This window comes from Janthinobacterium sp. BHSEK, assembly GCF_056174685.1.
In genome coordinates, this window is record NZ_JBWBYV010000012.1 from 385991 (window position 1) to 412893 (window position 26903).

Below are 26903 nucleotides of genomic sequence, written 5' to 3' on the forward strand. Positions count from 1 at the left end.
CACAAGGAGAATCCGCTTGCTTACGCCCCCCTTCATCGCCTCCTCCCGCTTCGACGATCCGCGCCTGGCGTTGGAACAGGTGCAAGCCATTTACCGCAGCAGCATCGAACACCTGCGCGACGCGCTGCAGCGCTTTGTCGCCGGCGAAGACATGCACGAGCGGGTGCGCGCCTGCTACCCCTTCGTGCGCATCCAGACCGACACCGTGGCGCGCGCCGATTCGCCGCTGGCCTACGGCTTCGTCGCCGGCCCCGGCGTGTTTGAAACCACGCTGACGCGCCCCGACCTGTTCGGCGATTACTACCTGGACCAGTTCACGCTGCTGCTGAAAAACCATAACAGCGGCCAGAAGGTCCACCTGGAAGTGGGCGTGAGCGCCCAGCCCATCCCCGTGCATTTCTCGTTCGCCGAGCATGACCATATCGAAGGCAATATGGATGCGGGCCGCCGCCTGGCCATGCGCGACCTGTTCGACCTGCCCGACCTGTCGGCCATGGACGACGGCATCGCCAACGGCACGCACGAACCGGCGCACGGCGAAGCGCAGCCGCTGGCCCTGTTCACGGGACCGCGCGTCGACTACTCGCTGCAGCGCCTGCGCCATTACAGCGGCACGTCGCCGCAGCACTTCCAGAACTTCGTCCTGTTCACCAATTACCAGTTCTACATCGACGAATTCATCCGCCTGGGCCACGCCATGATGGACCGCGCGCCCGACGCCGCCGCGCCATCGGACGACGACGGCTACATCGCCTTTGTCGAACCGGGCAACGTGGTCACGCGCCGGGTCGGCCAGACGGTGGAAAGCGAAGATGCGCTGGGCGCCGCGCCGCCGCGTTTGCCGCAGATGCCCGCCTACCACCTGCTGCGCGCGGACGGCAGCGGCATCACCATGGTCAATATCGGCGTGGGACCGGCCAATGCCAAGACCATCACCGACCATATCGCCGTGCTGCGCCCGCATGCCTGGCTGATGCTCGGTCATTGCGCCGGCTTGCGCACCACGCAAAGCCTGGGCGACTACGTGCTGGCGCATGCGTATGTGCGCGAAGACCACGTGCTCGACGAGGATTTGCCGCTGTGGGTGCCGATCCCGCCGCTGGCGGAAATCCAGCAGGCGCTGCAAACGGCCGTGGCGGAAATCACCCAGCTCACGGGACACGACCTGAAACACATCATGCGCACGGGGACCGTGGCCAGCACGGACAACCGCAACTGGGAACTGCTGCCGCAGCGTACGCCGGAGCGCCGCTTCAGCCAGAGCCGCGCCATCGCGCTGGACATGGAGAGCGCGACGATCGCCGCCAACGGCTTCCGTTTCCGCGTCCCGTACGGCACCCTGCTGTGCGTGAGCGACAAGCCGCTGCACGGCGAAATCAAGCTGCCCGGCATGGCCAACCACTTCTACCGCGAACGGGTCGACCAGCATCTGCGCATCGGCATCCGCGCCGTGGAACTGCTGCGCCGCCAGGGCGTGGACCGGCTGCACAGCCGCAAATTGCGCAGCTTTGCGGAAGTGGCGTTTCAGTAAACTGCGCCGCACCCCCCTAAGCCAGCCGCCCCCCCCGGGGCGGTTTTTTTTGGCCCGCCGCCCCCCTCCCTGCCCTGCCGCGCCCCTGCTTAACCGGCGCAAATATCGTCACAAAAAAACAACAGCTGTCTAGACAGGCAAGCGGCGAATACCAAACTTTCAACGATCATTTTCCCAGATGGCAAATTTAATTTATTTAACAATTGAAATTTAATGCTTTACTGCCAACCATAAATAAAATTCATCCACGATCATTCTGACTTTCGCTGTGCACACGCACAAATACTCGGCAGTTCTTGACAGTCAAGTTCAAAAAATGGTCTGATGAATTGCAAATTTAAAATATTAAATTTGAAAACATGGTCATTTTGAAAATAATTTCAAATAGCTAAATAAAACCCTAAGGAAACTAAAGTTTCCTAGTTGGAGGATAGACAATGATCGAAAAGAAATTAAGCAAATCCTTGCGCATGATGTTTGCGGGCACCTTGATGATGGGCGCCGGCTTCATGCACCAGGCCGCCCAAGCGCAGGATGCCAAGGCTGACGAGAAATTGCAGCGCGTGGTCGTCACCGGTTCCGCCATCAAGCGCGTGGATGCCGAAACGGCCGCGCCGGTGGAAATTTACAGCAAGAAAGATATCGAACGCACGGGCGCCACCAGCGTTGCCGAATTGATCAAGAATCTGGCCTCCATCGACATCAATGACCAGGGTGAACTGAGCGCCAGCTCGCCTTCCGGCTCCGGCACCACCAACATCAAGATGCGCGGCTTGAGCGAACGCAACGTGCTGATCCTCTTGAACGGCCGCCGCCTGCCGACCAATGCGCTGGCTGACGGTTCGGGCGCGGGCGCCGCGGTCGACGTCAACGCCATCCCGCTGAGCGCGCTGGAACGCATTGAAATCCTGAAGGACGGCGGTTCTGCCATTTATGGCGCCGATGCGGTTGCCGGCGTGATGAACTTCATCACCAAAAAGAATTACCAGGGCCTGGAAGCGAAGACCAGCTATGGTCAAAGCTCGCGCTCGGACGCCAAGGAAAAGACCGCCAACCTCGTGTACGGTTTTGGCGACTACGACACCCAGGGCTTCAACGTGCTGGCCACGGTCGACGTATTCAAGCGCGATCCGATCTACCGCAAGGACCGCGAGCTGACCCGTTCGGCCGACTTCCGCCGCTTTGGCGGTCCGGATGGCCGCAGCGGCTTCCATCCTAGCGGCAATATCGCCGGCGGCGGCACTCTGGTGCCATGCCCACCGGACGATTTGAGCGACGGCTCCTGCCGTTTCGACGTCAACAAGACCTTGCTGACCTCCACCAACGGCGCCGACCGCGCCAGTGGCATGTTGATCGGCAGCCTGAAGATCAGCGACAGCATCCGCGCATTCGCGGAATTTACCTATTCCGAAAGCAAGGACGACTTTTCGTCCCAGCCTGCGCCAGGCAACTTCAAGGTCGGCAACCAGACCGTCGCCGGCCGCTTCATGCAAATGGGTCCGCGCCAGACCAACCGCAAGGGCACGATGACCCAGTTCTCGACGGGGCTGGAAGGCACGACGCGCGGCATCGACTGGGACGTCGCCATCGGCAAGGGCGTGAGCAAGGCCACCAACCGCGATTCGAACTACGCACACTACGACCTGTTCAACGAAGCAATCGCCAATGGTTCGATCAACCCGACCCGCACCGACAACCCGCAGGCCGCCGTCGACAAGATTCGCCTCACGCCTACGCGCGCCGGCAAGTCGGAACTGACCTTCTTCAACGCCAAGGCATCGGCGCCGATCATGGACCTGGCAGGCGGTGCGATGGCCTACGCCGTCGGCGTGTCGTACAACAAGGAAACGCTGAGCGACCAACCCGACCAGAACCAGATCGATGGCCTGGTCTTCGGCAGCATCCAGCAAGCCTCCGTGAAGGCGGACCGCAATTCCAAGGGCATCTTCGGCGAACTGTCGATTCCCTTCCTGAAAAACGTCGAAGCGCAGGTCGCCCTGCGCTATGACGACATCTCGAATGTCGGCAGCAAGACCAGCCCGAAACTGGCCTTGCGCTATCAGCCGCTGAACAACCTGATGTTCCGCGGTTCGTATGCGGGCAGCTACCTGGCGCCATCGCTGAAACAGATGTATGGCGGCGTCGATGCGGGTGCCTATACGACGAACGACAAGGAAATCTGCAATGCCTTCCCTTCGATTTCCGGCAATTGCACCAACTTCTCCTACTACCAGGTCTCCGGCTCCAACAAGGACTTGAAACCTGAAACGGGCAAGACCTACAACCTGGGCATGGTGTTCTCGCCAGTGAACTCGCTGACGGTCAGCATCGATTACTTCAAGATCGACAAGAAGAACGAGATCGGCACCCTGACGGAAACCAAGGCGATCGAGCGCGGCAATGTGGAAATCAAAAATGGCGATGCGCGCATCCTGCTGAACAACCAGAACCTGGCCACCACCGAAGTGCGCGGTTTCGATACGGACCTGCGCTACACCTCGCCGCAAACGATGTTCGGCAAGTTCACGCTGCGTAATGCATCCACCGTCTACACCCGCATGGAAACGCAGGATACGGAAACCGATCCGGTGCAAAGCACGCTGAAGACGTTCATGAATCCGAAGTACCGCAACACGTTCACGGCCAGCCTGGAAAAGGACAATATGTCTGGCTCCCTGGTCATCCGCACGACGGGCGACATGATCGACTCGGACTTGCGCCGCGACGAAATCAAGCCGGGTACCCGCACGATTCCTTCGCATACGGAAGTGGATCTGACGGGCCAGTACGTGGCGATGCAAAACCTGACCTTCACGGCCGGCATCAAGAACCTGTTCGACAAGATGCCACCGTTTAGCGCGATGGGCGCGGGCAACCAGTACGGCACCCTGGGCTTTGCCCAGCTGTACAACGTGCGCGGCCGCTACTTCTACATCGGCGCAGGCTATAAGTTCATGTAATGCAGCGCAATCGCCGGCGGCCTGAAAAGGGTTGCCGGCGTTACCCTCGAAAGCCGCACGCCTGTGCGGCTTTTTTCATGCCCGGCAGACGAAAAAAAACCGCTGCTGGCAGCGGTTTTCAGCTAAGTCCGACGCTTACAGGAATCGATCCAAAATCTTGCGCGTCGTCTTGTCGATATTGAACATATCGCGGATCAAGAAATGGATGCCGTGGTTGTCGGCGATCAGCAGCGACGCGGCGCCGATGCGGCGGATGTCTTCCTCGCCTTTCAGCACGAACTGCGTCTCGCCCCGGTCCGTGTCGACGTACCAGGTGCAGGGCGTGGCGAAGCTGGAGACGCTTTTCACGCGCGCGATCTCGGGCATGAATTCGCGCCCTTCCAGCTCTTCCTGCAGCAGGCTGCGCGCCGGTTCCGGCAAGGCGTCGAGGCGGTCGATCCACGCCACCTCCTTGCCGTTGCCCAGCACCAGAGAAATACCCTCGTCCGGCGACTGGATGGGGAAGGCGCGCACGGGCGCCACGCCTTCAAAGACCTGGCCGTCCGCGTCCGTCATCACCAGCTTGCCGAAGGGGTCGCGGCTTAATGTAAAAGTTGTACTGGCCATGCTTATTCCTTGTCATCCAGAGCGAGTTCGTTGTTGCGCGCCTGTGCTTCGTAGAGGCGGAAATAGGCGCCCTCCTTCGCCATCAGTTCATCGTGGCTGCCCACTTCGACGACCTGGCCCCGGTCCAGCACCACCAGGCGGTCGGCCCGGTGCAGGGTCGACAGCCTGTGCGCGATGGCGATCGTCGTGCGGCCCTGCACCAGGTTGTCGAGCGCCTTCTGGATCTCTTTTTCCGTTTCCGAGTCCACCGACGATGTCGCTTCATCCATGATCAGGATGCGCGGATCGATCAGCAGGGCGCGGGCGATCGAGATGCGCTGGCGTTCGCCGCCGGACAGCCCCTGGCCGCGCTCGCCCACCATCGAATCGTAGCCTTGCGGCAGGCGCAGGATGAATTCGTGCGCATGCGCGGCGCGCGCGGCGGCGATGATTTCCTGGCGCGTCGCGTGCGGCTTGCCGTAGGCGATATTTTCCGCAATGGTGCCGAAGAACAGGAACGGCTCCTGCAGCACCAGGCCGATATTGCGGCGGTAGTCGGACACGGCGAACGAGCGGATGTCGACGCCGTCGAGCAGGATCGCCCCTTCCGACACGTCATAGAAACGGCAGATCAGGTTGACCAGGGTGCTCTTGCCCGAACCGCTGTGGCCCACCAGACCGATCATCTCGCCCGCCTTGATGTTCAGGGTGATGCCGCGGTTGACGGCCCGGTTGCCATAACGGAAACCGACTTCGCGCAAATCGATCCTGCCTTCGACCTTCTCCAGCTTCACAGGCTGCGCCGGTTCCGGCACGCTCGACACGTGGTCGAGGATATCGAAGATGCGCTTGGCGGCGGAAGCCGATTTCTGCGTCACGGAAACGATGCGGCTCATCGAATCGAGGCGGCCATAGAAACGCGTGCTGTAGGCGATGAAGGCGGTCAGCACGCCGACGGTGATTTCGCCGCGCGACAATTGCCAGATGCCGAAGCACCAGATGACCAGCAAGCCCATCTCCGTCAGGAAGGAAACGGTCGGCGAGAACAGCGACCAGACCTTGTTCAACTTGTCGTTGACGGCCAGGTTGTGCGCGTTGGCGTCGCGGAAGCGGGCCGCTTCGCGCTTTTCCTGCGCAAACGCTTTGACTACGCGAATGCCGGGGATGGTATCGGCCAGCACGTTGGTCACTTCGCTCCACACGCGGTCGATCTTTTCAAAACCCGTGCGCAGGCGGTCGCGCACCAGGTGGATCATCCAGGCGATGAACGGCAGCGGCGCCAGGGTCATGATGGCCAGCCACGGGTTCATCGACCACAGGATCACGCCCGTCATGATGATCATCAGCACGTCGGAAGCGAAATCGAGCAGGTGCAGCGAGAGGAAGACGCAGATGCGGTCGCTGCCGCTGCCGATGCGCGCCATCAGGTCGCCCGTGCGCTTGCCGCCAAAGAATTCCAGCGACAGCTTCATCAGGTGTTCATACGTGGCCGAGCGCAAGTCGGCGCCCATGCGTTCGGACACCAGGGCCAGCACATAGGTCTTGCCCCAGCCCAGCAGCCAGGCCAGCAGGGCCGAACCGAGCAAGCCGCTCATGTAGTACACCACCAGCCAAGGATCGATGTGCTTGCCGTTCTGATACGGGATCAGCACATTGTCCATCAGCGGCGCCGTCAGGTAGGGCGGAATCATGTGCGCTGCCGTGGAGAGCAGCATCAGCATGAAGCCCAGCGCCAGCTGGCCACGGTAGGGGTGGGCGAAGCGCCACAGGCGGAACAGGGTCCAGGTCGATGGCGGCGTATGCAGCACCTTGGCGCAGATCGGGCATTCTTCCTGTTCCGGCTCCAAGGGCGCCTTGCAGCTCGGACACACTTCCTGCTCCGCTTCCAGCACGGGCTGGCCCGTCAGGTGGCTGTCGAGGCGCTCGACGAACTGTTCCAGCACGCGGATCGCATGCAGGTTCTGTCCCAGGGTGAAGCGCCACGAAGCCAGGCGGCCGTGGTCGTCGAACAATTCCAGGTGGCCGACACCGGCGTGGTCATGGTGCGTCAGGCGCAGTCCGTGGCGGAAAGACCAACTTTTCCAAGTGGTATCGCCCGGTGAACGGGCCAGTAAACGCTTCTCGGTGACAACAATTATGCCTTTTGTGAAACGTAATCGCGCATCGAGGTCAACCTCAACGCTACTTAAAACGTTCTCCCCTGGAGAAAGGTTGCTCTCCACTTCCGCCAGCCAGGCTTCTGCGACAGGCGCCGGCAGCGATGTGAGGGGAATAGTTGTTGCAGGAACACTCAGTTCAGTTGTCATCGTAAAGCATACTCCGGCTCGAGGCCAAGCCCTTCAGGGCGGGATTTGGGGGATGGGGCAGACGCCCGATCAATGTTTGTGTACTGCGCGATGGCGAGGTAGATGCACCAGTGGCAATTTCCTGTATTGTATCGAATGGATGCCTGCCGGTAAGGAATGATGGCAAAACGGAGCAAAAAAATGCGCAGCCATGGTACCGAGGCAAGTATACAACAGCCCGCTGTTGCGCAAATGCTCCAGCTTGGCCCGGAGTCGGTAACTTTATAACAAGTATGGCAACAATTAGTAACAATTAGAATGACAACACCAGCAGAATACGAGAAGCAAACGCGACAAGAGGCCGCTAAAAGTGGCACACTGCGCATACCCGGGATAAAGAACCAAGCACGAGCCTGAAAAGACTCTGTAAAGCCAACATAAAGTATCTGGCGCCCAGACGCCTGGCTTGTTATCAAGAAACCACTTACATGATCAAGAAGAAGAACATCGAATTTGCCCGCGTCACCCACTTGCGCGGCCCCAACATCTGGACTTACCGCCCGGTGATTGAAGCCTGGGTCGACATCGGCGAACTGGAAGACTATCCATCGAATACCCTGCCCGGCCTGTACGAGCGCCTGGTGGCGTGGCTGCCAGGCATGATCGAACACCGCTGCGGCGTGGGCGAACGGGGCGGCTTTTTCGAGCGCCTGCGCGAAGGCACCTGGTCGGCGCACATCCTCGAGCACGTGGTGCTGGAACTGCAAAACCTGGCCGGCATGCGCACGGGCTTCGGCCAGACGCGCTCGACGAGCCAGCGCGGCGTCTACAAGATGGCCTTCCGCACGCGCGAAGAGCACGTGGGCCGCGCCGCCCTGGCCGCCGCGCGCGAACTGCTGATGGCCGCCATCAACGATGAAGCCTACGATCTGGAAGCGGCCCTGGCGCCCCTGCGCGACATGGTCGACTCGCGCTGCCTGGGCCCGAGCACGGCCAGCATCGTCGACGCCGCCACCGAGCGCCGCATCCCGTCGCTGCGCCTGAACGACGGCAACCTGGTGCAACTGGGCCACGGCGCCGCGCAGCGCCGCATCTGGACGGCCGAAACGGACCGCACCAGCGCGATTGCCGAAGGCATCGCCAGCGACAAGGATCTGACCAAATTCCTGCTCAAATCGTGCGGCGTGCGCGTGCCTGAAGGCAGCCTGGTGCGCAGCGCGGAAGCGGCCTGGGAAGAGGCGCAGGACATCGGCGTGCCCGTCGTCGTCAAGCCGTATGACGGCAACCACGGCCGCGGCGTATCGCTGAACCTGATGACCGAAAGCGACGTGAAGGCGGCCTACGAACTGGCCGCGCGCAAGGGCGACAGCTCGGCCGTGCTGGTGGAAAGCTTCATCACGGGCGATGAGCACCGCCTGCTCGTCGTCGGCAACAAACTGATCGCGGCCGCCAAGGGTGAATCCCTGTGGGTCGACGGCGACGGCACTTCCAGCGTGCTGGAACTGGTGAACACGCAGATCAATACCGATCCGCGCCGCGGCGAAGGCGAGGATTTCCCGCTGGGCACCGTCAAGCCGCATGAATCGGGCGAAATCGTGCTGGAACTGCAGCGCCAGGGCATGACCGCCCTGTCCGTGCCGCAGGCGGGCCAGAAAGTGCTGATCCAGCCGAACGGCAACGTGGCCATCGACGTCACGGACGACGTGCATCCGTCCGTCGTGCATGCGGCCCTGCTGGCCGCGCGCGTGGTCGGCCTCGACATCGCCGGCATCGACCTGGTCACCACCGACATCACGCGTCCGCTGGAAGAGCAGCGCGGCGCCATCATCGAAGTCAATGCCAGCCCAGGCTTGCTGGCGCATATCAAGCCGGGCGTGGGCCAGCCCCGCCCTGTCGGTGCGGCCATCGTCGACCACCTGTTCGCGCCAGAGGAAACGGGCCGCATTCCGCTGATCGGCGTGACGGGCACGCGCGGTGCCAGCCTGATCGTGCGCATGCTGTGCAAACTGCTCAATCTGTCGGGCCTGCACACGGGCGCCGTCTGCAGCGAAGGCATGTATCTGGACCAGCGCCGCGTCGTCAGCAGCGATTGCGTGAACTGGGACGCGGGCCAGCGCCTGCTGCTCAACCGCACCGTGCAGACGGCCCTGTTCGAGAGCAATCCCCGCATGATCCTGGCCGAAGGCCTGGCCTACGACAAGTGCCAGGTCGGCATCGTCACGGACATGGGCAGCCTCGATAGCGTCAAGGATTTCGACGTGCTGGACGAAGCGGGCCTGTACAAGGCCGTGCGCAGCCAGGTCGACGTGGTGGTGCCAACGGGCGTGGCCGTGCTCAATGCCGCCAACGCGCACGTGCTGGAACTGGCCGAGCTGTGCGACGGCACGGTGACCTTGTATGCGCAGGATGGCAGCCTGCCCGCCATCGCGGCGCAACTGGCCGCCGGCCAGCGCGCCGTATTCGTGCGCGGCAACCATATCGTGCTGGCCGAAGGCGGCATCGAAACGGTCTTGCTGTGCCTGGACCTGCTGAAACCGGCCACGGCCGGCAATGTCGACAGCGTGCTGGCCGTCGCGGCCGCCGCCTGGGCCATGAACCTGCCCGTCGATTTGATTTGCGCCGGCCTGCGCACCTTCGACGCGGCCCCCGGCTGCATCGGGAATTAAGACTCAAGTCCGGCTGCGGCCGGGCCCACAAGAACACAACAGGATTACGGTTTAATTATGGAAGTATCTCGCGTACGGGCCTTGCGGGGCCCTAACCTCTGGAGCCACGACACCGCCGTGGAAGCCATTGTTTCCTGCACCACGCAGGAGCTCGACATCGCCCAGCTGCCCGGCTTCGAAGCCCGCCTGCGCGCGCGCTTTCCGCAACTGAGCCCGCTGCAACCGCTGGGCAATTACAACGCCGCGCCGATGGCGCAGGTGCTGGAACTGGCGGCGCTGGGACTGCAGGCGCAAGCCGGCTGCCCCGTCACCTTCAGCCGCACCACGCCGACCCTGGAAACGGGCATCTTCCAGGTCGTCGTCGAATATTCGGAAGAAGCCGTCGGCCGCCTGGCCCTGGAACTGGCGCAGCAGCTGTGCCGCGCCGCGCTCGACGATGCGCCGTTCGACCTGGCCGGCGCCCTGCACCAGCTGCAGGAACTCGATGAAGACGTGCGCCTGGGCCCTTCGACGGGCGCCATCGTCAACGCCGCCGTGGCGCGCAACATCCCGTTCCGCCGCCTGACCGAAGGCAGCCTGGTGACGTTCGGCTGGGGCAGCAAGCAGCGCAAGATCCAGGCCGCCGAAATGGACGGCACCAGCGCCATCGCCGAAGCCATCGCGCAGGACAAGGAACTGACGAAGAAGCTGCTCGACTCGGCCGGCGTGCCCGTGCCGCAAGGCCGCGTCGCCATCGACGTGGACGACGCCTGGGCCGCCGCCTGCGAAATCGGCCTGCCCGTCGTCGTGAAACCGAAGGATGGCAACCAGGGCAAGGGCGTCACCGTCAATGTCACCACGCGCGAACAGCTGACGGCCGGCTTCCTCGCGGCGCAGGAATTCCGCGACGACATCCTCGTCGAACGCTATCTGCCGGGCCACGATTTCCGCTTGCTCGTCATCGGCAACAAGATGGTGGCAGCGGCCCGCCGCGACCCGCCGCAAGTGGTGGGCGACGGCCAGCACACGGTGCGCGAACTGGTCGACCAGGTCAACCTGGACCCGCGCCGCGGCAGCGGCCACGCCACCTCGCTGACGAAAATCCGCTTCGACGACATCGCCCTGGCCAGCCTGGCCAAGCAGGGCTACGTGGCCGAATCCGTGCCGCCCGTGGGCCAGCGCGTGATCTTGCGCAATAACGCCAACCTGTCGACGGGCGGCTCGGCCACCGACGTCACCGTCGACGTGCATCCGGAAGTGGCGGCGCGCGCCGTCGCCGCCGCGCACATGGTGGGCCTGGACATCTGCGGCGTGGACGTGGTTTCCGACAGCATCCTGAAACCGCTGGAAGAGCAGAACGCCGGCATTGTCGAAGTCAACGCAGCACCAGGTTTGCGCATGCACCTGGCGCCGTCGTTCGGCAAGCCGCGCCCCGTGGGCGAAGCCATCATCGCCGCCATGTTCGCCGAAGGCGACGATGGCCGCATTCCCGTCGTCGCCGTCACGGGCACCAACGGCAAGACCACCACCGTGCGCCTGATCGCCCACCTGCTGACGGCATCCGGCCTGCGCACGGGCATGACGAACACGGATGGCGTGTACATCGAAGGACGCCAGATCGACAGCGGCGACTGCAGCGGTCCGCGCAGCGCGCGCAACGTGCTGCTGCACCCGGACGTGGACGCGGCCGTGTTCGAGACGGCGCGCGGCGGCATGCTGCGCGAAGGCCTGGCTTTTGATCGCTGCCAGGTCGCCGTGGTGACGAATATCGGCGCGGGCGACCACCTGGGCCTGAACTACATCACCACCGTGGAAGACCTGGCGGTATTGAAGCGCGTGATCGTGCAGAACGTGGCCGACAGCGGCGTGGCCGTGCTGAACGCCACCGACCCGGCCGTGGCGCGCATGGCCAAGAATTGCAGCGGCACGGTGACCTTCTTCGCCGCCGACAAGACGCATCCCGTGATGGCCACCCACCGCGCGCAGGGCAACCGCGTGGTCTACGTGGAAGACGGCAAGCTGGTCGCCGCGCAAGGCAAGGAACGCCACGAAATCGCCCTGTCGCAGGTACCGATCACGCGCAACGGCGCCATCGGCTTCCAGGTCGACAACGTCATGGCCTCGCTGGCCGCCGCCTGGGCCGTGGGCCTGGACTGGAAAACCATCGCGCTGGGCCTGAAAACCTTTGCCAATGAAGCCGACAATGCGCCGGGCCGCTTCAACGTCTTCGACTATCGTGGAGCCACCCTGATCGCCGACTACGGCCACAATCCGGACGCCATCCTGGCGCTGGTGCAGGCCGTCGAAAGCATGCCGGCCAAGCGTCGCTCGGTGGTCATCAGCGGCGCCGGCGACCGCCGCGACGAAGACATCCGCCAGCAGACAGAAATCCTCGGCGCCGCCTTCGACGATGTGCTGCTGTACCAGGACCAATGCCAGCGCGGCCGCGCCGACGGCGAAGTGGTGGCATTGCTGCGCCAGGGCCTGGACGGCGCCAAGCGCACCAGCCATATCGATGAAATCAACGGCGAATTCGTCGCCATCGACAAGGCCCTGGCGCGCCTCGGTGAAGGCGACCTGTGCCTGATCCTGATCGACCAGGTGGAAGAAGCGCTGGCGCACATCGCCAAGCGCGTCGCCGAAGCCTAAGCCTAAGCGCAGCCTGACGGCATACGAGGGCGGCCTGCGGGCCGCCCTTTTTATTGGCGCGCGCCGCCTCCCTGCGCGCACCGGCATGGTGCAAAAGCCCCCTTGCAAGCTTGTAAATTCAGGCATGGAAATTGCACATAAGAAAACATAAATGGGCTGACAAAAGGTGGGGAACGCATGCTGGGCAAAATCTCGCGCATGATCGGAAAATTGACGGTGGGGCGCAAACTGGCGCTGATCTATTTGCTCGACCTGTCCGCCGTCATCTTCATTTCCGGCATCCTCATCAACGAAAAATACCTCGCCATCGATTTCTCGCGCAAGGAGATGGCAGGCAATGACTACATCGCCGCCATCCGCGATGCCCTGCTGCCGCCGGGCGCGCAAGCCGCGGCCGTGGAACAGGCCGAACGCCGCTTCGGCGCAGGCATGCACAGCGCCGAACTGAATGCGCAATTTGCCGCCCTGCTGCGCCAGGCCGGCCATACTTCCGCCGTGCCGGACGCCGGCATCGCGCCCTCGCCCGCCTTTGTGGCCGGGCGCGCGCTGCTCACGCGCGTGGGCAACCAGTCGAACCTGATCCTCGACCCGGACCTGGACAGCTACTACACGATGTCGCTGGTGATCCTGCGCTTTCCCGAACTGTTGGAATTGATCAACAGCACGCGCGCCCTGGCCCTGCAACTGGCGACTGCCGAAGGCGCGCAGCGCCAGCGCCTGCAGACCCAGTTCCTGATCCTCGAAGGGCGCATGGATGCCACCATGGGCGGCATCGGCAGCGACTACACGGAGGCGTTCGCGGCCAGCACGCCGCTGCTGCGCCAGCATCTCGACGGTTCTCGCGCGGGCCTGCAGCACGCCGTGGCGCAGTTGCGCGCCAGTAGCCAGGCGCTGGCAGGCGTGCAAGCCAGCCCCGCCGGCGCGCGGGAACTGCTGCGCCGCAATGCGGTGGCGCTCGCCGCGCTGCGCCTGGCATGGCGCGATGCGGGCAACGAATTGCAGCGCCTGATCCAGCTGCGCGTGGATGGCTTTTTCACGCGCATGTGGCTGCACCTGGGCACGGCCGTGCTGCTGCTGGCGATGATACTGGGCCTGGTGTTTTTCGTCGCGCGCCAGATCGCCCTGCCCATCCGGCGCCTGGCGCGCGTGGCGCAGGAAGTGCGCAAAACGGGCGACCATAGCCTGCGCGCCATCTGGGACAGCGAGGATGAAACGGGGCGCCTGGTGCGCGCCTTCAACACCATGCTGCAGCAGCTCGATTTCCAGCGCATGGCGCAGCAGGACCTGGTGGCGCGCGCCAGCGCGGCCGATGCGCAGCGCCAGCTGGTCGACGCCATTCCCATCCCGCTGATGGTCACCTCGATCCCCCATCACCAGGTGCTGCACGCGAACCAGGCCGCGCACGCATGGCAGGGCGGCCTGGAACTCGATCCGTGGGTGGGCGGCATGCATCCGCAAGCCCGTTCGCGCTTCTTCCAGCGCTTGAGCGACCTGGGCGCCGTCGATGAATTCGAGGTGTGCTGGAGCGGCGGCGGCACGCCCACCTGGGCCCTGATTTCCGCGCGCCTGATCGACTACCAGGGCCAGCGCGCCGTGCTGTCGACCTTCACGCCGATCAACAAGATGAAGCTGATGGAGTCGCGCCTGGAACTGTGGGCCAAGGTATTCGAGGCCTCGGCCGAAAGCCTGATCGTGATGGACGCCGGCATGCGCATCATCACCGTCAACCAGGCCTTCCGCCGCCATTCGCTGTACGACATGGTGGAGCTGATCGGCAAGCGCCCCGCCTTCCTGCTCGCGCCCGATAACGCTCCCGAGCAGCTCGACAGCCTGCGCCGGACCCTGGCGCGGCGCGGCTACTGGCAGGGCGAAATCTCGGTGCAGCGCAAGTCGATGGAAAGCTATCCGGCCTGGCTGGTGATGAACGCCGTGCGCGGCCTCGATGGCGTCACCACGCATTTCATCGCCAGTTCGCTCGACATCAGCGAACGCAAGGCCAGCGAGCGGCAGATCGAGCACATGGCCCACCATGACGCGCTCACGGGACTGGCCAACCGCCACGTGTCGAAACTGCGCCTGGCGGCCGCCATCGCACAGGCGCGCCGCAGCGGCGAAAAGGTGGGGGTGCTGTTCGTCGACCTGGACCGCTTCAAGCACGTCAACGACGCGCTGGGCCACCACGTGGGCGACGCCCTGCTGCAATCGGTCTCAAAGCGCCTGCTGCAGCTGGTGCGCGAAGGCGATACCGTCAGCCGCCTGGGCGGCGATGAATTCGTCGTCATCCTCAACGGCGCCGGCGACGCAGATGCCATCGGCGCCCTGCTCGACACGCGATTGATACCGGCCATGCGCGAGCCGCACCAGGTGGCAGGCAACGAGCTGTATGTCTCGTGCAGCGTGGGCGTGGCCATCTATCCGGACCACGGCGACGACATGGATACCCTGATGCGCCACGCCGATGCGGCCATGTACCAGGCCAAGAGCGGCGGACGCGATCATGCGCGCATGTTCACGCCGCAGATGCAGGAGCAGCAGTTGCAGCAGCTGCACCTGGAAAGCGATCTGCGGCACGCCATCGAGCGGCAGGAACTGGTGCTGTACTACCAGCCGCGCATCGATGCCAGGAGCAGCCGCCTGAATGGCGTGGAAAGCCTGATCCGCTGGCAGCATCCGCAGCATGGCCTGATCGCGCCCGACAGCTTCATTCCCGCCGCCGAGGAATCGGGCCTGATCGTCCCCATCGGCGCGTGGGTCATCCGCGAAGCGTGCCGCCAGCAGGTGGCCTGGCGCGAGGCGGGCGCGGGCGACATCGCCGTGTCGATCAACCTGTCGGCCATCCAGCTGAAAAGCGGCGGCCTGGTGGCCACCTTGCGCGAGGTGCTGCGCGAGTTTCCCGTCACGCCCGGACGGATCGAATTCGAACTGACCGAATCGATCCTGATGGACAACGTGGACGACACCATCGCCACCCTGCACGCCATCAAGGCGCTGGGATTTGCGCTGTCGATCGACGACTTCGGCACCGGCTATTCGAGCCTGAACTACCTGTGCCGCTTCCCGCTCGACAAGCTGAAGATCGACATGAGCTTCGTGCAGGACATCCACGGTTCGCCGCAAAACCTGGCCGTGACGAAAACCATCATCGGCCTTGGCCATACCCTGGGCTTGACGGTCACCGCCGAGGGCGTGGAAAGCGCGGCCGATGCCGACGTGCTGCGCCACGCCGGCTGCGATGAATTGCAGGGCTTTTACTTCGCCCGCCCCATGCCGCAGGCGCACTTCATGGCCTGGCTGGCGCAAAGCGCCGCGCCCTGCGCCGCCTGACGCCTGCTGTGGAGCGCCCGCAACGCGCATGCGCCAGCTTCGACAACGCGCGGTGCGCCGCCAGGGCGCATGAATGCAGCAGGGATACCGGAATTGATATGGACATCGCAAAAGAAGTCATTTGTGGGGCAAAGTCATTCCCACCTACCATGTTTCTTGAGCATGTTCCAGCTCTGGCGGCGACTGCCGCAGCGTTCTCAACATAACTAAAATACAGGTGGAGACAAGATGATGCAATCGATGGCAACGGGCACCCGCACGTCCCGGCACAACACACGGCTGACCTTGAAGGCCACGGTGGCCGCGCTGGCCGGCGCAGGCCTGCTGAGCAGCGCTTCCGTCTGGGCGCAACAGGCGCCCGCCGCGGAAACACCAGTGGAAGAAACGGCACCAGCGGCAACGCCAGCCGACAGCGGCATCGCCGTCGTCGCCGTCACGGGCGTGCGCCGGGCAGCGCAAAGCGCGCAGACGATCAAGAAGAACAGCGACCAGGTGGTCGATTCCATCGTCGCCGATGAAATCGGCAAATTCCCCGACAAGAACGTGGCCGAAATCCTCGGCCGCGTGACGGGCGTGCAGATCCGCCGCGAAGGCGGCGAGGCCGGCTCCGTCATCATCCGCGGCTTGCCCGGCGTGGTGACCCTGCTGAACGGCCGCGAGATGTTTACCTCGGTGGGCCGCAGCCTGTACCTGGCCGACATTCCGACGGCCATGCTGCAGCGCGTGGACGTATATAAGTCGCAGGGGGCCGACATGGTCGAAGGCGGCACGGCCGGCGTGGTCGACGTGCGCACCAACCGCCCCTTCGATTTCAAGGGCTTTACGGCATCGGGCAACGTGCGCGCCGAGCACCGCGACAAGTCCGGCTCGACGGACCCGAACGTCAGCGGCATGCTCTCGAACCGCTGGAAGACCCCATACGGCGAATTCGGCGCCCTGCTCGGCCTGTCCTACCAGCGCAGCAAATACTATGACGAGACGATCTGGAACGCCGAACCCGTCAAGCGCCCCGAAGCAGGCAATATCACGGGTCCCGATTCCGTCGGCATGATCCCGACCGTGGGCGACCGCAAGCGCTACGCGGCAAATGCCGCCTTCCAGTGGCGGCCGAACTCGCAGGTGGAAGTGTATGCGGAAGGCATGTCGACCCTGATCAAGCATGCGTTCGACAGCCAGTTCTTCGTCGGTTCGCTGCCCTGGGGCCAGAACCCGGACATCACGCTGATCCCCGGCACCAGCCAGGCGGCCACGGTGGGCAAGATCGACGGCCCGTGGTCGCCGTTCACCCTCGGTTCGACCCAGGCGCGGCGCGACCGCTCGATCGGTTCGCAAGGCGCCATCGGCGCGCGCTGGGACATCACGCCGCAGCTGCGCGCCACGACGGAACTGGCGCGCACGGTGAGCAACTTCGAGCGCGAATTCCCCATCCTCGACTTCCTCGCCCATCCGACCAGCGTGATCGGCAGCACGAACGTCAACGGCGGCGCGCAGATCAGCTACCCCGGCTACAACATGACCGATCCGAAGAACTACACCCTGCTCGGTTTCTACGACAATCATAGCCACGACGAAGGCAGTTCGACCGACTGGCGCGGCGACGTCAGCTACGACATGGACAGCACGGGCTTCTTCCGCGAATTTTCGGGCGGCGTGCGCCTGGCCAAGCGCAAGGCTGAATCGATCCGCGAAAAAAATGGCCAGGGAGGCTTGTCTTCGACCATGTATGCGGACGCGATTCCCGGCCTGGCGTGCGCCTCGCACGACAACACGGGCAACTTCGGCCTGCAAAGCTGGCTCACGCCATGCCGCGACTTCATGCTCAACAACACGGCCGTGCTGCGCCAGCTGTTTACGGGCAGCAGCGAACGCAGCCCGGACGATCCGATGACCCATTACAAGGATGTGGAAAAAACCAACGCCGTCTACGGCAAGGCGCGCATCGGCTTTGACCTGGCGCAAGTGCCGGTCGATGGCACGCTGGGCGTGCGCGTGGTGCAGACGAAGCAGGACTTGCAAGGCAATTCCTCGCAAAACGGCATCGTCACGCCCGTGCGCGTCAAGACGTCGGATACGGACGTGCTGCCCAGCCTGACCCTGAAAGCCATGCTGCGCCAAGACCTGATCGCCCGTCTGACGGCCGGCAAGGCCGTGCAGCGCCCGAACTTCGCCGACTTCAACCCGGGCGTAAGCCTGGGCCAGAGCCTGGAAATGGTGCGCCCGACGGGCGGCGGCGGCAATCCCGACCTGAAACCCGTGGAAGGCAAGAACCTGGACCTGGCGCTGGAATGGTATTTCGCCCAGACGGGTTCCGTCACGGCCACCGCGTTCCGCCACAACTTCAAAAATTACATCCTGTCCGGTTCGGCCAAGGAAACGTACAACGGCATCGAGTACGACATCACGCGTCCGCGCAACACCTCGAAGGGCCATCTGCAAGGCATGGAAATGGCCTACCAGCAGTTCTACGACAAGCTGCCCGGCTGGATGAGCGGCCTGGGCCTGCAGGCCAACGCCACCTACATGACGGGCGAGCTGGAAGAACTCAATGGCAGCGCGCACCCGTTCACGGGCATGTCGAAGTGGTCGGCCAATATCGTCGGCCTGTACGAACAGGGACCGTGGTCGGCGCGCCTGGCCTACAGCTGGCGCGACAAATATGTCGACGACTACAACTACCGCGGCAAGGGCATCCACCTGACCGTGGCGCCGACCAAGACCCTGGACGCGTCGGTCTCATACAAGCTCAACCCGCACACCACGGTGACGCTGGACGCGAACAACCTGCTCGACTCGACCTACCGCGACTACCACGACACGCCGGAGTATGTGCGCGATGTGCGGCGCTATGACAAGGTCGTCGGTTTATCGATACGCTGGAGCTACTAACTCATTCCCCCCTTTCTTCCTTCGAGGGTTTTCAGCGCCAGCCGGCAACGGTTGGCGTTTTTTTGCCTTGTGGAATCTATCCGCCATAGGAATTGATGTGGCGCAAAGCAATGGCGCCGGGGCGCTTTTATGCTGGAAGCTTGACTAGCGAACCCGGCGGGGGACAGCATGCGCGATGCACGGCACGTCGATATACAGTTATTTCAACCCGACATCCCGGTACGGCTCGACATGCGCACGGCGGCGCTGGTCGAACATGCGCTGGCCTTGCAGGAAATGGCCGGCACGGGCGCCGCCGCCCTGTTTTTGCATTGCCACGACGTGCCGCTGCCCACCGCCTTGCGCGTGCTGACGACGGGACCGCGCCGCAAACCGGCCGGGCCGCACCTGTTTGCCCGCCTGCGTCCGCGCACGGCCGCACTGCCGCTACCGGCGCGCTGACGAATCCTGTACCATCGCCGCAACCTACTACATGAGGCACGGCGATGCAGGCAGCGACACCCCACGACACCTATGCGGCACTGATGGACCTGATCAAGGCGCGCCATGCGGAACTGAGCCCGCAATTCCAGGCCGGCGCCCGCTACCTGGCCGACCATCCGGACGAAGTTGCCGTGTCCTCGATGCGCAGCATCGCCACGCGGGCCCAGGTGCAGTCGGCCGCCCTGGTGCGCCTGGCGCAGCAGCTGGGCTTTGCCGGCTGGCCCGAACTGAAAGCCATCTTCGTCGAACGCCTGCGCGCGGGACCTGCCGGCTACGCGGCCAAGGCGGGCGCGCTGGCCGGCAAGGAGGGGACAGAGCGCGACCTGGTCACCGAAGTGTTCACTGTGCAGCAGCGCAACCTGGCCGCCACGGAAAGCGCCAACCACGCCGCCCTGGACGCGGCCGCCAGCCTGCTGCAGGCGGCGCCCCGCGTGCACGTGGCCGGCTTTCGCGCCGCCCACCCGATCGCCTACACCCTGCACTACCTGTACCGGCTGCTGCGCCCCAGCGTGCAGCTGCTGAGCGGTCAGGGCGGCACCCTGGAAATGGACTTGCGCGCCCTGCAGGCGGGCGAAGCCGTCGTCGTCGTCAGCTTCGCGCCGTATTCGAGCGAAGCACTGCTGGTGGCGCAGGCGGCGCGCCAGGCCGGCTGCCAGGTGGTCGCCATCAGCGACAGCGCCATGTCGCCGCTGGCCCTGCAGGCCGACGCCAGCATCGTCATCGCCGTCGACAGCCCCTCGTTCTTCCCTTCCATCGTGGCCGGCGTCGCGGCCGTGGAAAGCCTGGTGGAATTGCTGGTGGCGCGCGCGGGACCGGATGCCGTCACGGCCATCGGCGCGGCGGAAAGCCAGCTGCGGGCGCTGGGCGCCTACGCAAAAACATCGAATGATGTAAATTAAAAACAAATACATCAATCGCTGCAATGCGGCGCAACGCCTCCTATAATCGGCCATCCCCCCCTTTGCCGATAAGAAAGCGATGCCATGAGCCATGTCTTCCACCGCAGCCTGACCGCCACCTACCCTGTCGCCACAGGCGGCGACGGCCCTTACCTGATCGACGCGGACGGCAAGCGCTACCTGGACGCCTGCGGCGGCGCGGCCGTCTCTTGCCTCGGCCATTCGGATACGGCCGTGATTTCCGCCGTGCAGCGGCAGATTGCGACGATGGCGTATGCACACAGCTCGTTTTTCACCAGCGAGCCGATGGAGCAGCTGGCCGATTTCCTCGTCGCCAGGGCACCAGCCGGCATCGACAGCGTGTATTTCGTCTCCGGCGGCTCGGAAGCGGTGGAAAGCGCGCTGAAGCTGGCGCGCCAGTATTTCGTCGAGCGGGGCCAGCCGCAGCGCCGCCACGTCATCGCCCGCCGCCAGAGCTATCACGGCAATACCCTGGGCGCGCTGGCCACGGGCGGCAACGCCTGGCGCCGCCAGCAGTTCGAGCCATTGCTGATTGGCGTGACCCATGTGTCGCCCTGCTATGCCTGGCGCGACCAGCAGGCGCATGAAACGGATGCCGCCTACGTGGCGCGTCTGGGCCAGGAGCTGGAAGACCATATCGCCGCACTGGGCGCGGAGAACGTCATGGCCTTCATCGCCGAACCCGTCGTCGGCGCCACGGCCGGTGCCCTGCCCGCAGTAAACGGCTATTTTGCGCGCATGCGCGCCATCTGCCAGCGCCACGGCATCCTCCTGATCCTCGACGAAGTCATGTGCGGCATGGGGCGCACGGGCAGCCTGTTCGCCTGCGAGCAGGAAGCCATCACGGCCGACCTGATCTGCATCGCCAAGGGCCTGGGCGCCGGCTACCAGCCCATCGGCGCCGTGATGGTGTCGCAGGACGTCCGCGAGACCATCCGCGCCGGCACGGGCTTCTTCCAGCACGGCCACACGTATATCGGCCACGCCACGGCGTGCGCCGCCGCCCTGGCCGTGCAGCAACAGATCGAGGAGCGCGATTTATTGGCCAACGTGCGCGCCATGGGCGGCTTGCTGCAGGAGCGGCTGCGCCAGTGTTTCGGCGAGCACCCGCACGTGGGCGACATCCGCGGCCGCGGCCTGTTCCTGGGCCTGGAACTGGTGCAGGAGCGCGCCGGCAAGCAGCCGTTCGACCCGGCCCGCCGCTTGCACGCGCGCATCAAGGCGCAAGCCATGCAGAATGGACTGATGTGCTACCCCATGGGCGGCACCATCGACGGCCTGCACGGCGACCACATCCTGCTGGCGCCGCCCTACATCATCGACGCCAGCCACGTCGATGAGCTCGTCGACAAGCTGGGCGCAGCCATCGACACGAGCCTGGCCTAAGCGCGCCCGCTGTTGCCCACGGTGGAGATCAGGCTGGCGCCGCAGCTGGTCTTGTGTCCCTCGAAGGCCACGGGCACGCCGTCGATCAGCACCTGCGGATCGCCCTCGGCGATCACGCAGCGCACGTGGCCCTTGATCGGACACACGCAAGGGTCGCCCTTGCGCGCCACGGCCACGCCCAGCACGGTACTGTTCGGTGCCGCGCCCACCACCTTGCCCCCATGGCTGATGGGATCGTTCAAGCGGATCACGCCACGCATGCTCTTCTCCTTGAATAGATTAAACGCTTCATTGCGAGAACCCCTGGTAATACTCGGGCGCATCGTGGCGCAAGCCCCACCAGGGCAGGTAGGCATGATTGCCGCCGCGCGCGCGGAACCAGGGCTTGCCGGGCTGGATCGGCCGTACGACGGCGGGCGGCGCCACCACCAGCGCCACGGGGGCCGACAGGTCGCTGGTACCGGCCACCAGCACGGGTTTGCCGAAATGGTGCGCGTAGGCGATACCCAGCGCCACGTTCGTCAGCGCCGTGCCCGCGCCCGTCTCGCCCAGCACGGCCGTCAGATTGAAGCTTTGCTTCAGCAGATCGAATTCCGGCAATTGCACGGTGAGCGTCTGCGCCAGCGCGCCGAGCCGTGCGGAAGAATCCGGGTGCGTATTGCCGGCGTCGTGGATGACGTAGCCGATGTCAGTATCCGGCCTGTTCGCCTTCGCCGCCGCCTCCTCGATGGCCGCCGTCCACGCCTGCACCAGGCGCGGCGGTTCGCCCTTTTTGACTTCAAAATCGGCGACCTGTTTGGTGCTCGGATACCCTAGCCACGCCAGCGGCGCCCGCTCCGTCTTGTAGTCGGGGCCGGCCAGCACCAGCAGCACCAGGTTCTCGTTGATCTGCCGGTCAAGGGGCCGGCTGGGCGCATCCCAGTTCATGGCCCAGACGGTTTCCTTAGGATGGCTTTGCAGGTAGTCGAGCGCGGCGGAAAGTGACGTAAAACCGGCGTTGGGGCCGCCCATGGTGATGCGGACGTCGGGCGGGGTGGAGCGGGTCCAGAGGGTGGGGAAGTTTGGGTTGCCGATATCAAAGGTATCGCCTATGTACTCGCGCACAAAATTTGTCGCATCTGCAAGATCAAGCTTTCCTTCAGGAATCGCATACTCAACATGGATGCCAGCCAACTCACGCCAGCGTGAGCGATTCTCGGCTGAATGAACGTTATAAAAGTATTCGGGGTCGGAATAGTAAATATCGTGGAATAGATTCATGATTTCGCGAATATATTTTCGATGATAGCCACGAAATGTTTCCTCACCTTCATTGCCTGCGACAACAGGCGACACGGCCTGCAAACTGGAGTACTTTTTTGGATTCTCCTTGACCATATCATCGTCGGGATTCGGTCGTACCAGTCCTAATATCCACAGCAATTGCCATTGGGTGGGGTAATCCCGACGTTGCAAAGGATTCAGCCATTGCAATCCCACCACCTGCGCCATAAACGGACCGCTGCGTGGCACCGTTGCCTCCGGCAATGGCGGCGTCGCGCATGCGCCAAGCAAAAGCGACATGAGAACCGCGAGCAGCGCCCTCATTGCGAAAACCCCTGGTAATACTCGGGCGCATCGTGGCGCAAGCCCCACCAGGGCAGGTAGGCATGATTGCCGCCGCGCGCGCGGAACCAGGGCTTGCCGGGCTGGATCGGCCGTACGACGGCGGGCGGCGCCACCACCAGCGCCACGGGGGCCGACAGGTCGCTGGTGCCGGCCACCAGCACGGGTTTACCGAAATGGTGCGCGTAGGCGATGCCCAGCGCCACGTTCGTCAGGGCCGTGCCGGCACCCGTCTCGCCCAGCACGGCGGTCAGATTGAAGCTTTGCTTCAGCAGATCGAATTCCGGCAATTGCACGGTGAGCGTCTGCGCCAGCGCGCCGAGCCGCGCGGACGAATCCTGATGCGTATTGCCGGCATCGTGGATGAGATAGCCGATGTCAGTATCCGGCCTGTTCGCCTTCGCCGCCGCCTCCTCGATGGCCGCCGTCCACGCCTGCACCAGTCGCGGCGGTTCGCCCTTTTTGACTTCAAAATCGGCGACCTGTTTGGTGCTCGGATACCCGAGCCACGCCAGCGGCGCCCGCTCCGTCTTGTAGTCAGGACCTGCCAGCACCAGCAGCACCAGGTTCTCGTTGATCTGCCGGTCCAGGGGACGGCTAGGCGCATCCCAATTCATGGCCCAGACGGTTTCCTTGGGGTGGGTTTGCAGATAGTCGAGCGCGGCGGAAAGTGAAGTGAAACCGGCGTTGGGGCCGCCCATGGTGACGCGGACGTCGGGTGGGGTGGAGCGGGTCCACAGGGTGGGAGAGTGGATGTTGCCGATGCTAAAAGTCCTTGCAACTCTTTTGCGCACAAATGCTATCGTTTCGACCGGATCGAGCTTACCTTCTGGCAGGGCATATTCGATATGAATACCAGCCAACTCTCGCCAGCGTGATTTGTCCTCGGCTGAATGAACGTTATAAAAATATTCCGAGTCGGAGTAATACACATCATGGTACAAGTTCATTAACTCATTAATGTATTTTTCATGGTATCCATCGAAAGTTTCAGAGCCTTCATTACCTATAGCAATGGAGGCAATACTCTGCAACTTAGAATATTTTTCAGGTTTTTCTTTTACCATATCATCGTTCGAATTAGGCCGTGCCAGGCCAAGGGTCCAAAGTAGCTGCCATTCAGTGGGATAGTCTCTACGATGCAAAGGATTTAACCATTGCAACCCGACTACCTGAGCCAGAAATGGTCTCTGCACTAAAGATCCATCAATAGGAACGACAGGAGTCACTATGTTTGCCGATGTACGTAAACGGGCGCAAGCTGACAAAACTAAAACAATAAAAAACGCACCGAGTATAGATAACAATATAGATCTAGCCATGACATGATCTCCAACAAGATAAATATTTACTTAATATTTAGGAATTTATATGAAATGTGATTTCTCTTTATAAAAATGCTCGTTCACCGGAATTAGGACGAGAATCAAGAGCAGGGTTCTCTCTCACGTCAACTATGGATACAGGAAGATTTCCTTCTCCACCAGTCTGCTGAGACCATTGAGTAATGGTCAAACCATGCAATTTCCCATCATTAAAATATTCTTCGAACAATTTAGCGGATTCAGTATTATTTAGTGCCCTCAACAACCTCCAATCCGCCGCCACCCTCAACTTGCGCAGCTGGTCCGGCTTGATGCGGCACACGCCCACCGCCACGTCATACGCAAGCGCCCGCTCTGAGTGCATGGGGTTGGTCAGGATGGTGGAATGGTCGGTGGCGTAGGCGCCGGCCTGACTGGACATCATTTCCCCTACCCGCGTGCTGCGCCATTGCAGGTACTCGGCGTCGGGCGTGGCGTTGGGCATTTCCTGCTGCACTTTTTGACCCTCGGGACTTTTTTCTTCCCGTACGGCTTGCGCGCGTATCACCGCGCGCTGCTCGAATCGCAGGCGCGCCTCGTCATCGGCCGTGCCCCTGGCGCTGTCCATGCGTTTGGCTTCGTTTTTCCCAGCCTGCCCCTGCAAGCCGCCGGGCGGAATCTCATGATCGGCAAGGTAATCGTCGCCGGGCGCGCGTTGCTTGCCGGCCTGGCGCGATTCGCCGGGCGGCTCGTAGCCTTCGTCGAATTCCTCGCTGGTCTGGCCAAAGCGCAAGGACTGCGGCTTGAAGGGCGGCAGCAGGTCGGGGGCGCTCAGTTCAATTTTCCAGTCTTTGTGGGGCGAGGCATTGCAGGGGCTGCTGGCCAGGCCCGTTGCCACGATAAACAGAGGCGCAAATCCGACCGTCAGGATGGTGGAAAAGGCGCCCTGGCTGGCCTCCACGCCCTGCTTGATGGAATACGACGCATATTTCTGCGCCGGAAACCAGAAGTCCTTGCCGCCCGGCGCGGGCTTGCGCCAGTGATCGGTCCAGTAGTGATAGCTGCCCTGCTTGCCCACCTCAAACCCCTGGGCAAACACGCGCTGCACGCAGACGCCTGCGGCCTCGGTGGCAGCGAGCTCGCCGCCGTCCTTGCTGTCCTTGGCCAGCGAACCCGACAGGCCGCGCCAGCCGATGCCCTCGATGGCGACGGACGACACCACCACATCGTGCGGATTGCAATAGATGGTCACCCGGCCATACGATGATTTCTTGCCGCCCCGGGCGGCGCCGGCGATGCCGTATTGTTCACGATCTTGGGCGGCGGAAAAGCCGTGCTCCAGGTTGGCCATGCAGCGGTCGATTTCCTCGTCCGTCTGCGCCTCGCCCAGGCTGGCGCGCTGGCCGATGATGGCAAAGAAGTTTTTCAGGGTGGCGATGCGCGCCTGCACCGTCACCCGGCCCGTGCTGCCGTCCGCCGCGCGCAGGTTGCCGGCCACCCAGTTCTCGGCGCTATTGCGTTTCGCCAGGCTGTACGGCGAATTGCAAATGACATAGTTGTCGGCCACGCAGGGAAAACTGTCCTTTACCTTGGGCAGGTTTGCGCCCAGAAAGGCGGCCGCCATCGCCACCATCGTGCCCTGGCTGTGGCACACAATGGTGACGGGCACGTCGGCCTGCTGCTGGCGGATGGCTTCGACCAGCCTGGCCAGGCGGTAGGCGGCCAGCACGAAATACGCTCGCGGCGGGCAGCTGTACACTTGCCGTTCCGGGAAAGGATTCATGTGCTGGATCTTGTTCCACAAGAATAAACCCTCGCTCAGCCCGTCCTTCCACAGGTCGGCCAGCGCGCTGCAGCCATTGGCAAACGGCCCGCCACCCCAGTAATTGTCTTCGTTCAGGTAGATGCCCTTGCCGTATTGCTGCAGTTCCTCGCCGGAAGCCTTGTAGCCCCAGCGAAAACGGATCACGGGAGAAAAAGTGCCGGCATCGCGGATCAAGGTATCGGCCGACATCTCGGGATGGAGAAAGCCTTCGGCCGTGATTTCGGCGCCATAATTGACCGCCTTCAGTTCGCCGCCTTCCACGCCACGGTGCTGCATATGATGGCAGGAACGCTTGAGGCGTTCGTTGAGGCCGTTGCACAGTCCCTCTTCGGCTGCCGCGTACCACTCGCCATCGGAATTGACGCCGTGCACGAAGATCACGATGCCGGGCAGCGGCAGTTGCTGCAGCGTGTCCCGGTCGCTGCTCTGGAAATTGGCGTTGCAGGAAAACTGACCGAGGATGTCGATGTCGGGGTCGTCGCACAGCGGCGGGTGGGGATCGAATTGCATGGCGT

The 26903-nt window shown here is 63.3% G+C and carries 15 protein-coding genes; 9 read left to right on the plus strand and 6 right to left on the minus strand.

Features of this window, described 5'->3' with window-relative positions; translation table 11 throughout:
- The first annotated feature begins 16 nt into the window (after positions 1-16).
- Both AC0V2Y_RS06400 and AC0V2Y_RS06405 read left to right on the plus strand, forming a co-directional pair.
- Positions 17-1531 carry an AMP nucleosidase gene (locus AC0V2Y_RS06400; protein ID WP_353660494.1) on the plus strand — a complete coding sequence of 505 codons (1515 nt, stop codon included), beginning with the start codon at positions 17-19 and terminating at the stop codon, positions 1529-1531.
- A gap of 437 nt (positions 1532-1968) precedes the next feature.
- A complete protein-coding gene (locus AC0V2Y_RS06405; RefSeq protein WP_475415613.1) occupies positions 1969-4491 on the plus strand; it encodes a TonB-dependent receptor in 2523 nt (840 codons plus the stop codon).
- A 135-nt stretch (positions 4492-4626) separates the two neighbouring features.
- Here AC0V2Y_RS06405 and AC0V2Y_RS06410 read toward each other — a convergent pair whose 3' ends face one another.
- Together AC0V2Y_RS06410 and AC0V2Y_RS06415 are read right to left on the minus strand one after the other, a co-directional pair.
- Positions 4627-5097 (minus strand): cyanophycin metabolism-associated DUF1854 family protein, encoded by a 471-nt coding sequence (locus AC0V2Y_RS06410; protein WP_475415614.1) that lies wholly within the window; start codon positions 5095-5097, stop codon positions 4627-4629.
- Positions 5098-5099: 2 nt separating this feature from the next.
- A complete protein-coding gene (locus AC0V2Y_RS06415) occupies positions 5100-7382 on the minus strand; it encodes a cyanophycin metabolism-associated ABC transporter (RefSeq protein WP_475415615.1) in 2283 nt (760 codons plus the stop codon).
- Between the two features lie 467 nt (positions 7383-7849).
- On the opposite strand from AC0V2Y_RS06415, the gene AC0V2Y_RS06420 reads away from it, so the two are divergent.
- The 7 genes from AC0V2Y_RS06420 to AC0V2Y_RS06450 all read left to right on the plus strand — a co-directional run bounded on the left by AC0V2Y_RS06420 (position 7850) and on the right by AC0V2Y_RS06450 (position 21654).
- Entirely contained in the window at positions 7850-10027 is a 2178-nt protein-coding gene (locus AC0V2Y_RS06420) for a cyanophycin synthetase (RefSeq protein ID WP_475415616.1), read from the plus strand.
- A gap of 57 nt (positions 10028-10084) precedes the next feature.
- Positions 10085-12655, plus strand: a complete 2571-nt coding sequence (gene cphA, locus AC0V2Y_RS06425) for a cyanophycin synthetase (protein ID WP_475415617.1) — start codon at positions 10085-10087, stop codon at positions 12653-12655.
- A gap of 177 nt (positions 12656-12832) precedes the next feature.
- Complete coding sequence (locus tag AC0V2Y_RS06430; protein WP_475415618.1) at positions 12833-15979, plus strand: EAL domain-containing protein; 3147 nt, start codon at positions 12833-12835, stop codon at positions 15977-15979.
- Positions 15980-16207: 228 nt separating this feature from the next.
- Positions 16208-18865 (plus strand): TonB-dependent receptor, encoded by a 2658-nt coding sequence (locus AC0V2Y_RS06435; RefSeq protein WP_475415619.1) that lies wholly within the window; start codon positions 16208-16210, stop codon positions 18863-18865.
- A gap of 168 nt (positions 18866-19033) precedes the next feature.
- On the plus strand, positions 19034-19306 hold the full coding sequence (locus AC0V2Y_RS06440; RefSeq protein ID WP_475415620.1) for a hypothetical protein: 273 nt from the start codon (positions 19034-19036) through the stop codon (positions 19304-19306).
- A gap of 44 nt (positions 19307-19350) precedes the next feature.
- Entirely contained in the window at positions 19351-20247 is an 897-nt protein-coding gene (locus AC0V2Y_RS06445) for a MurR/RpiR family transcriptional regulator (protein WP_475415621.1), read from the plus strand.
- A gap of 84 nt (positions 20248-20331) precedes the next feature.
- The gene (locus tag AC0V2Y_RS06450) at positions 20332-21654 is read left to right on the plus strand and encodes an aspartate aminotransferase family protein (protein WP_475415622.1); all 1323 of its coding nucleotides are present in this window, start codon (positions 20332-20334) and stop codon (positions 21652-21654) included.
- Here the strand turns inward: AC0V2Y_RS06450 and AC0V2Y_RS06455 are convergent.
- The 4 genes from AC0V2Y_RS06455 to AC0V2Y_RS06470 all read right to left on the minus strand — a co-directional run bounded on the left by AC0V2Y_RS06455 (position 21651) and on the right by AC0V2Y_RS06470 (position 26898).
- Complete coding sequence (locus AC0V2Y_RS06455) at positions 21651-21914, minus strand: PAAR domain-containing protein (RefSeq protein WP_475415623.1); 264 nt, start codon at positions 21912-21914, stop codon at positions 21651-21653. The two genes, AC0V2Y_RS06450 and AC0V2Y_RS06455, sit on opposite strands and share 4 nt — an antisense overlap.
- 28 nt (positions 21915-21942) lie before the next feature.
- Complete coding sequence (locus AC0V2Y_RS06460) at positions 21943-23241, minus strand: hypothetical protein (protein WP_475415624.1); 1299 nt, start codon at positions 23239-23241, stop codon at positions 21943-21945.
- On the minus strand, positions 23238-23960 hold the full coding sequence (locus AC0V2Y_RS06465) for a hypothetical protein (protein ID WP_475415625.1): 723 nt from the start codon (positions 23958-23960) through the stop codon (positions 23238-23240). The genes AC0V2Y_RS06460 and AC0V2Y_RS06465 overlap by 4 nt, the downstream gene beginning before the upstream one ends.
- 688 nt (positions 23961-24648) lie before the next feature.
- Positions 24649-26898 carry a T6SS effector phospholipase Tle3 domain-containing protein gene (locus AC0V2Y_RS06470; RefSeq protein ID WP_475415626.1) on the minus strand — a complete coding sequence of 750 codons (2250 nt, stop codon included), beginning with the start codon at positions 26896-26898 and terminating at the stop codon, positions 24649-24651.
- Between the last annotated feature and the right edge of the window lie 5 nt (positions 26899-26903).

Bases quoted from the DNA above. Each gene is read 5' to 3' on its own strand.
- AC0V2Y_RS06405 (WP_475415613.1), top strand. From the start codon at position 1,969: ATGATCGAAAAGAAATTAAGCAAATCCTTGCGCATGATGTTTGCGGGC.
- AC0V2Y_RS06410 (WP_475415614.1), bottom strand. From the start codon at position 5,097: ATGGCCAGTACAACTTTTACATTAAGCCGCGACCCCTTCGGCAAGCTG.
- AC0V2Y_RS06415 (WP_475415615.1), bottom strand. From the start codon at position 7,382: ATGACAACTGAACTGAGTGTTCCTGCAACAACTATTCCCCTCACATCG.
- AC0V2Y_RS06420 (WP_475415616.1), top strand. From the start codon at position 7,850: ATGATCAAGAAGAAGAACATCGAATTTGCCCGCGTCACCCACTTGCGC.
- cphA (WP_475415617.1), top strand. From the start codon at position 10,085: ATGGAAGTATCTCGCGTACGGGCCTTGCGGGGCCCTAACCTCTGGAGC.
- AC0V2Y_RS06430 (WP_475415618.1), top strand. From the start codon at position 12,833: ATGCTGGGCAAAATCTCGCGCATGATCGGAAAATTGACGGTGGGGCGC.
- AC0V2Y_RS06435 (WP_475415619.1), top strand. From the start codon at position 16,208: ATGATGCAATCGATGGCAACGGGCACCCGCACGTCCCGGCACAACACA.
- AC0V2Y_RS06440 (WP_475415620.1), top strand. From the start codon at position 19,034: ATGCGCGATGCACGGCACGTCGATATACAGTTATTTCAACCCGACATC.
- AC0V2Y_RS06445 (WP_475415621.1), top strand. From the start codon at position 19,351: ATGCAGGCAGCGACACCCCACGACACCTATGCGGCACTGATGGACCTG.
- AC0V2Y_RS06450 (WP_475415622.1), top strand. From the start codon at position 20,332: ATGAGCCATGTCTTCCACCGCAGCCTGACCGCCACCTACCCTGTCGCC.
- AC0V2Y_RS06455 (WP_475415623.1), bottom strand. From the start codon at position 21,914: ATGCGTGGCGTGATCCGCTTGAACGATCCCATCAGCCATGGGGGCAAG.
- AC0V2Y_RS06460 (WP_475415624.1), bottom strand. From the start codon at position 23,241: ATGAGGGCGCTGCTCGCGGTTCTCATGTCGCTTTTGCTTGGCGCATGC.
- AC0V2Y_RS06465 (WP_475415625.1), bottom strand. From the start codon at position 23,960: ATGGGCGGCCCCAACGCCGGTTTCACTTCACTTTCCGCCGCGCTCGAC.
- AC0V2Y_RS06470 (WP_475415626.1), bottom strand. From the start codon at position 26,898: ATGCAATTCGATCCCCACCCGCCGCTGTGCGACGACCCCGACATCGAC.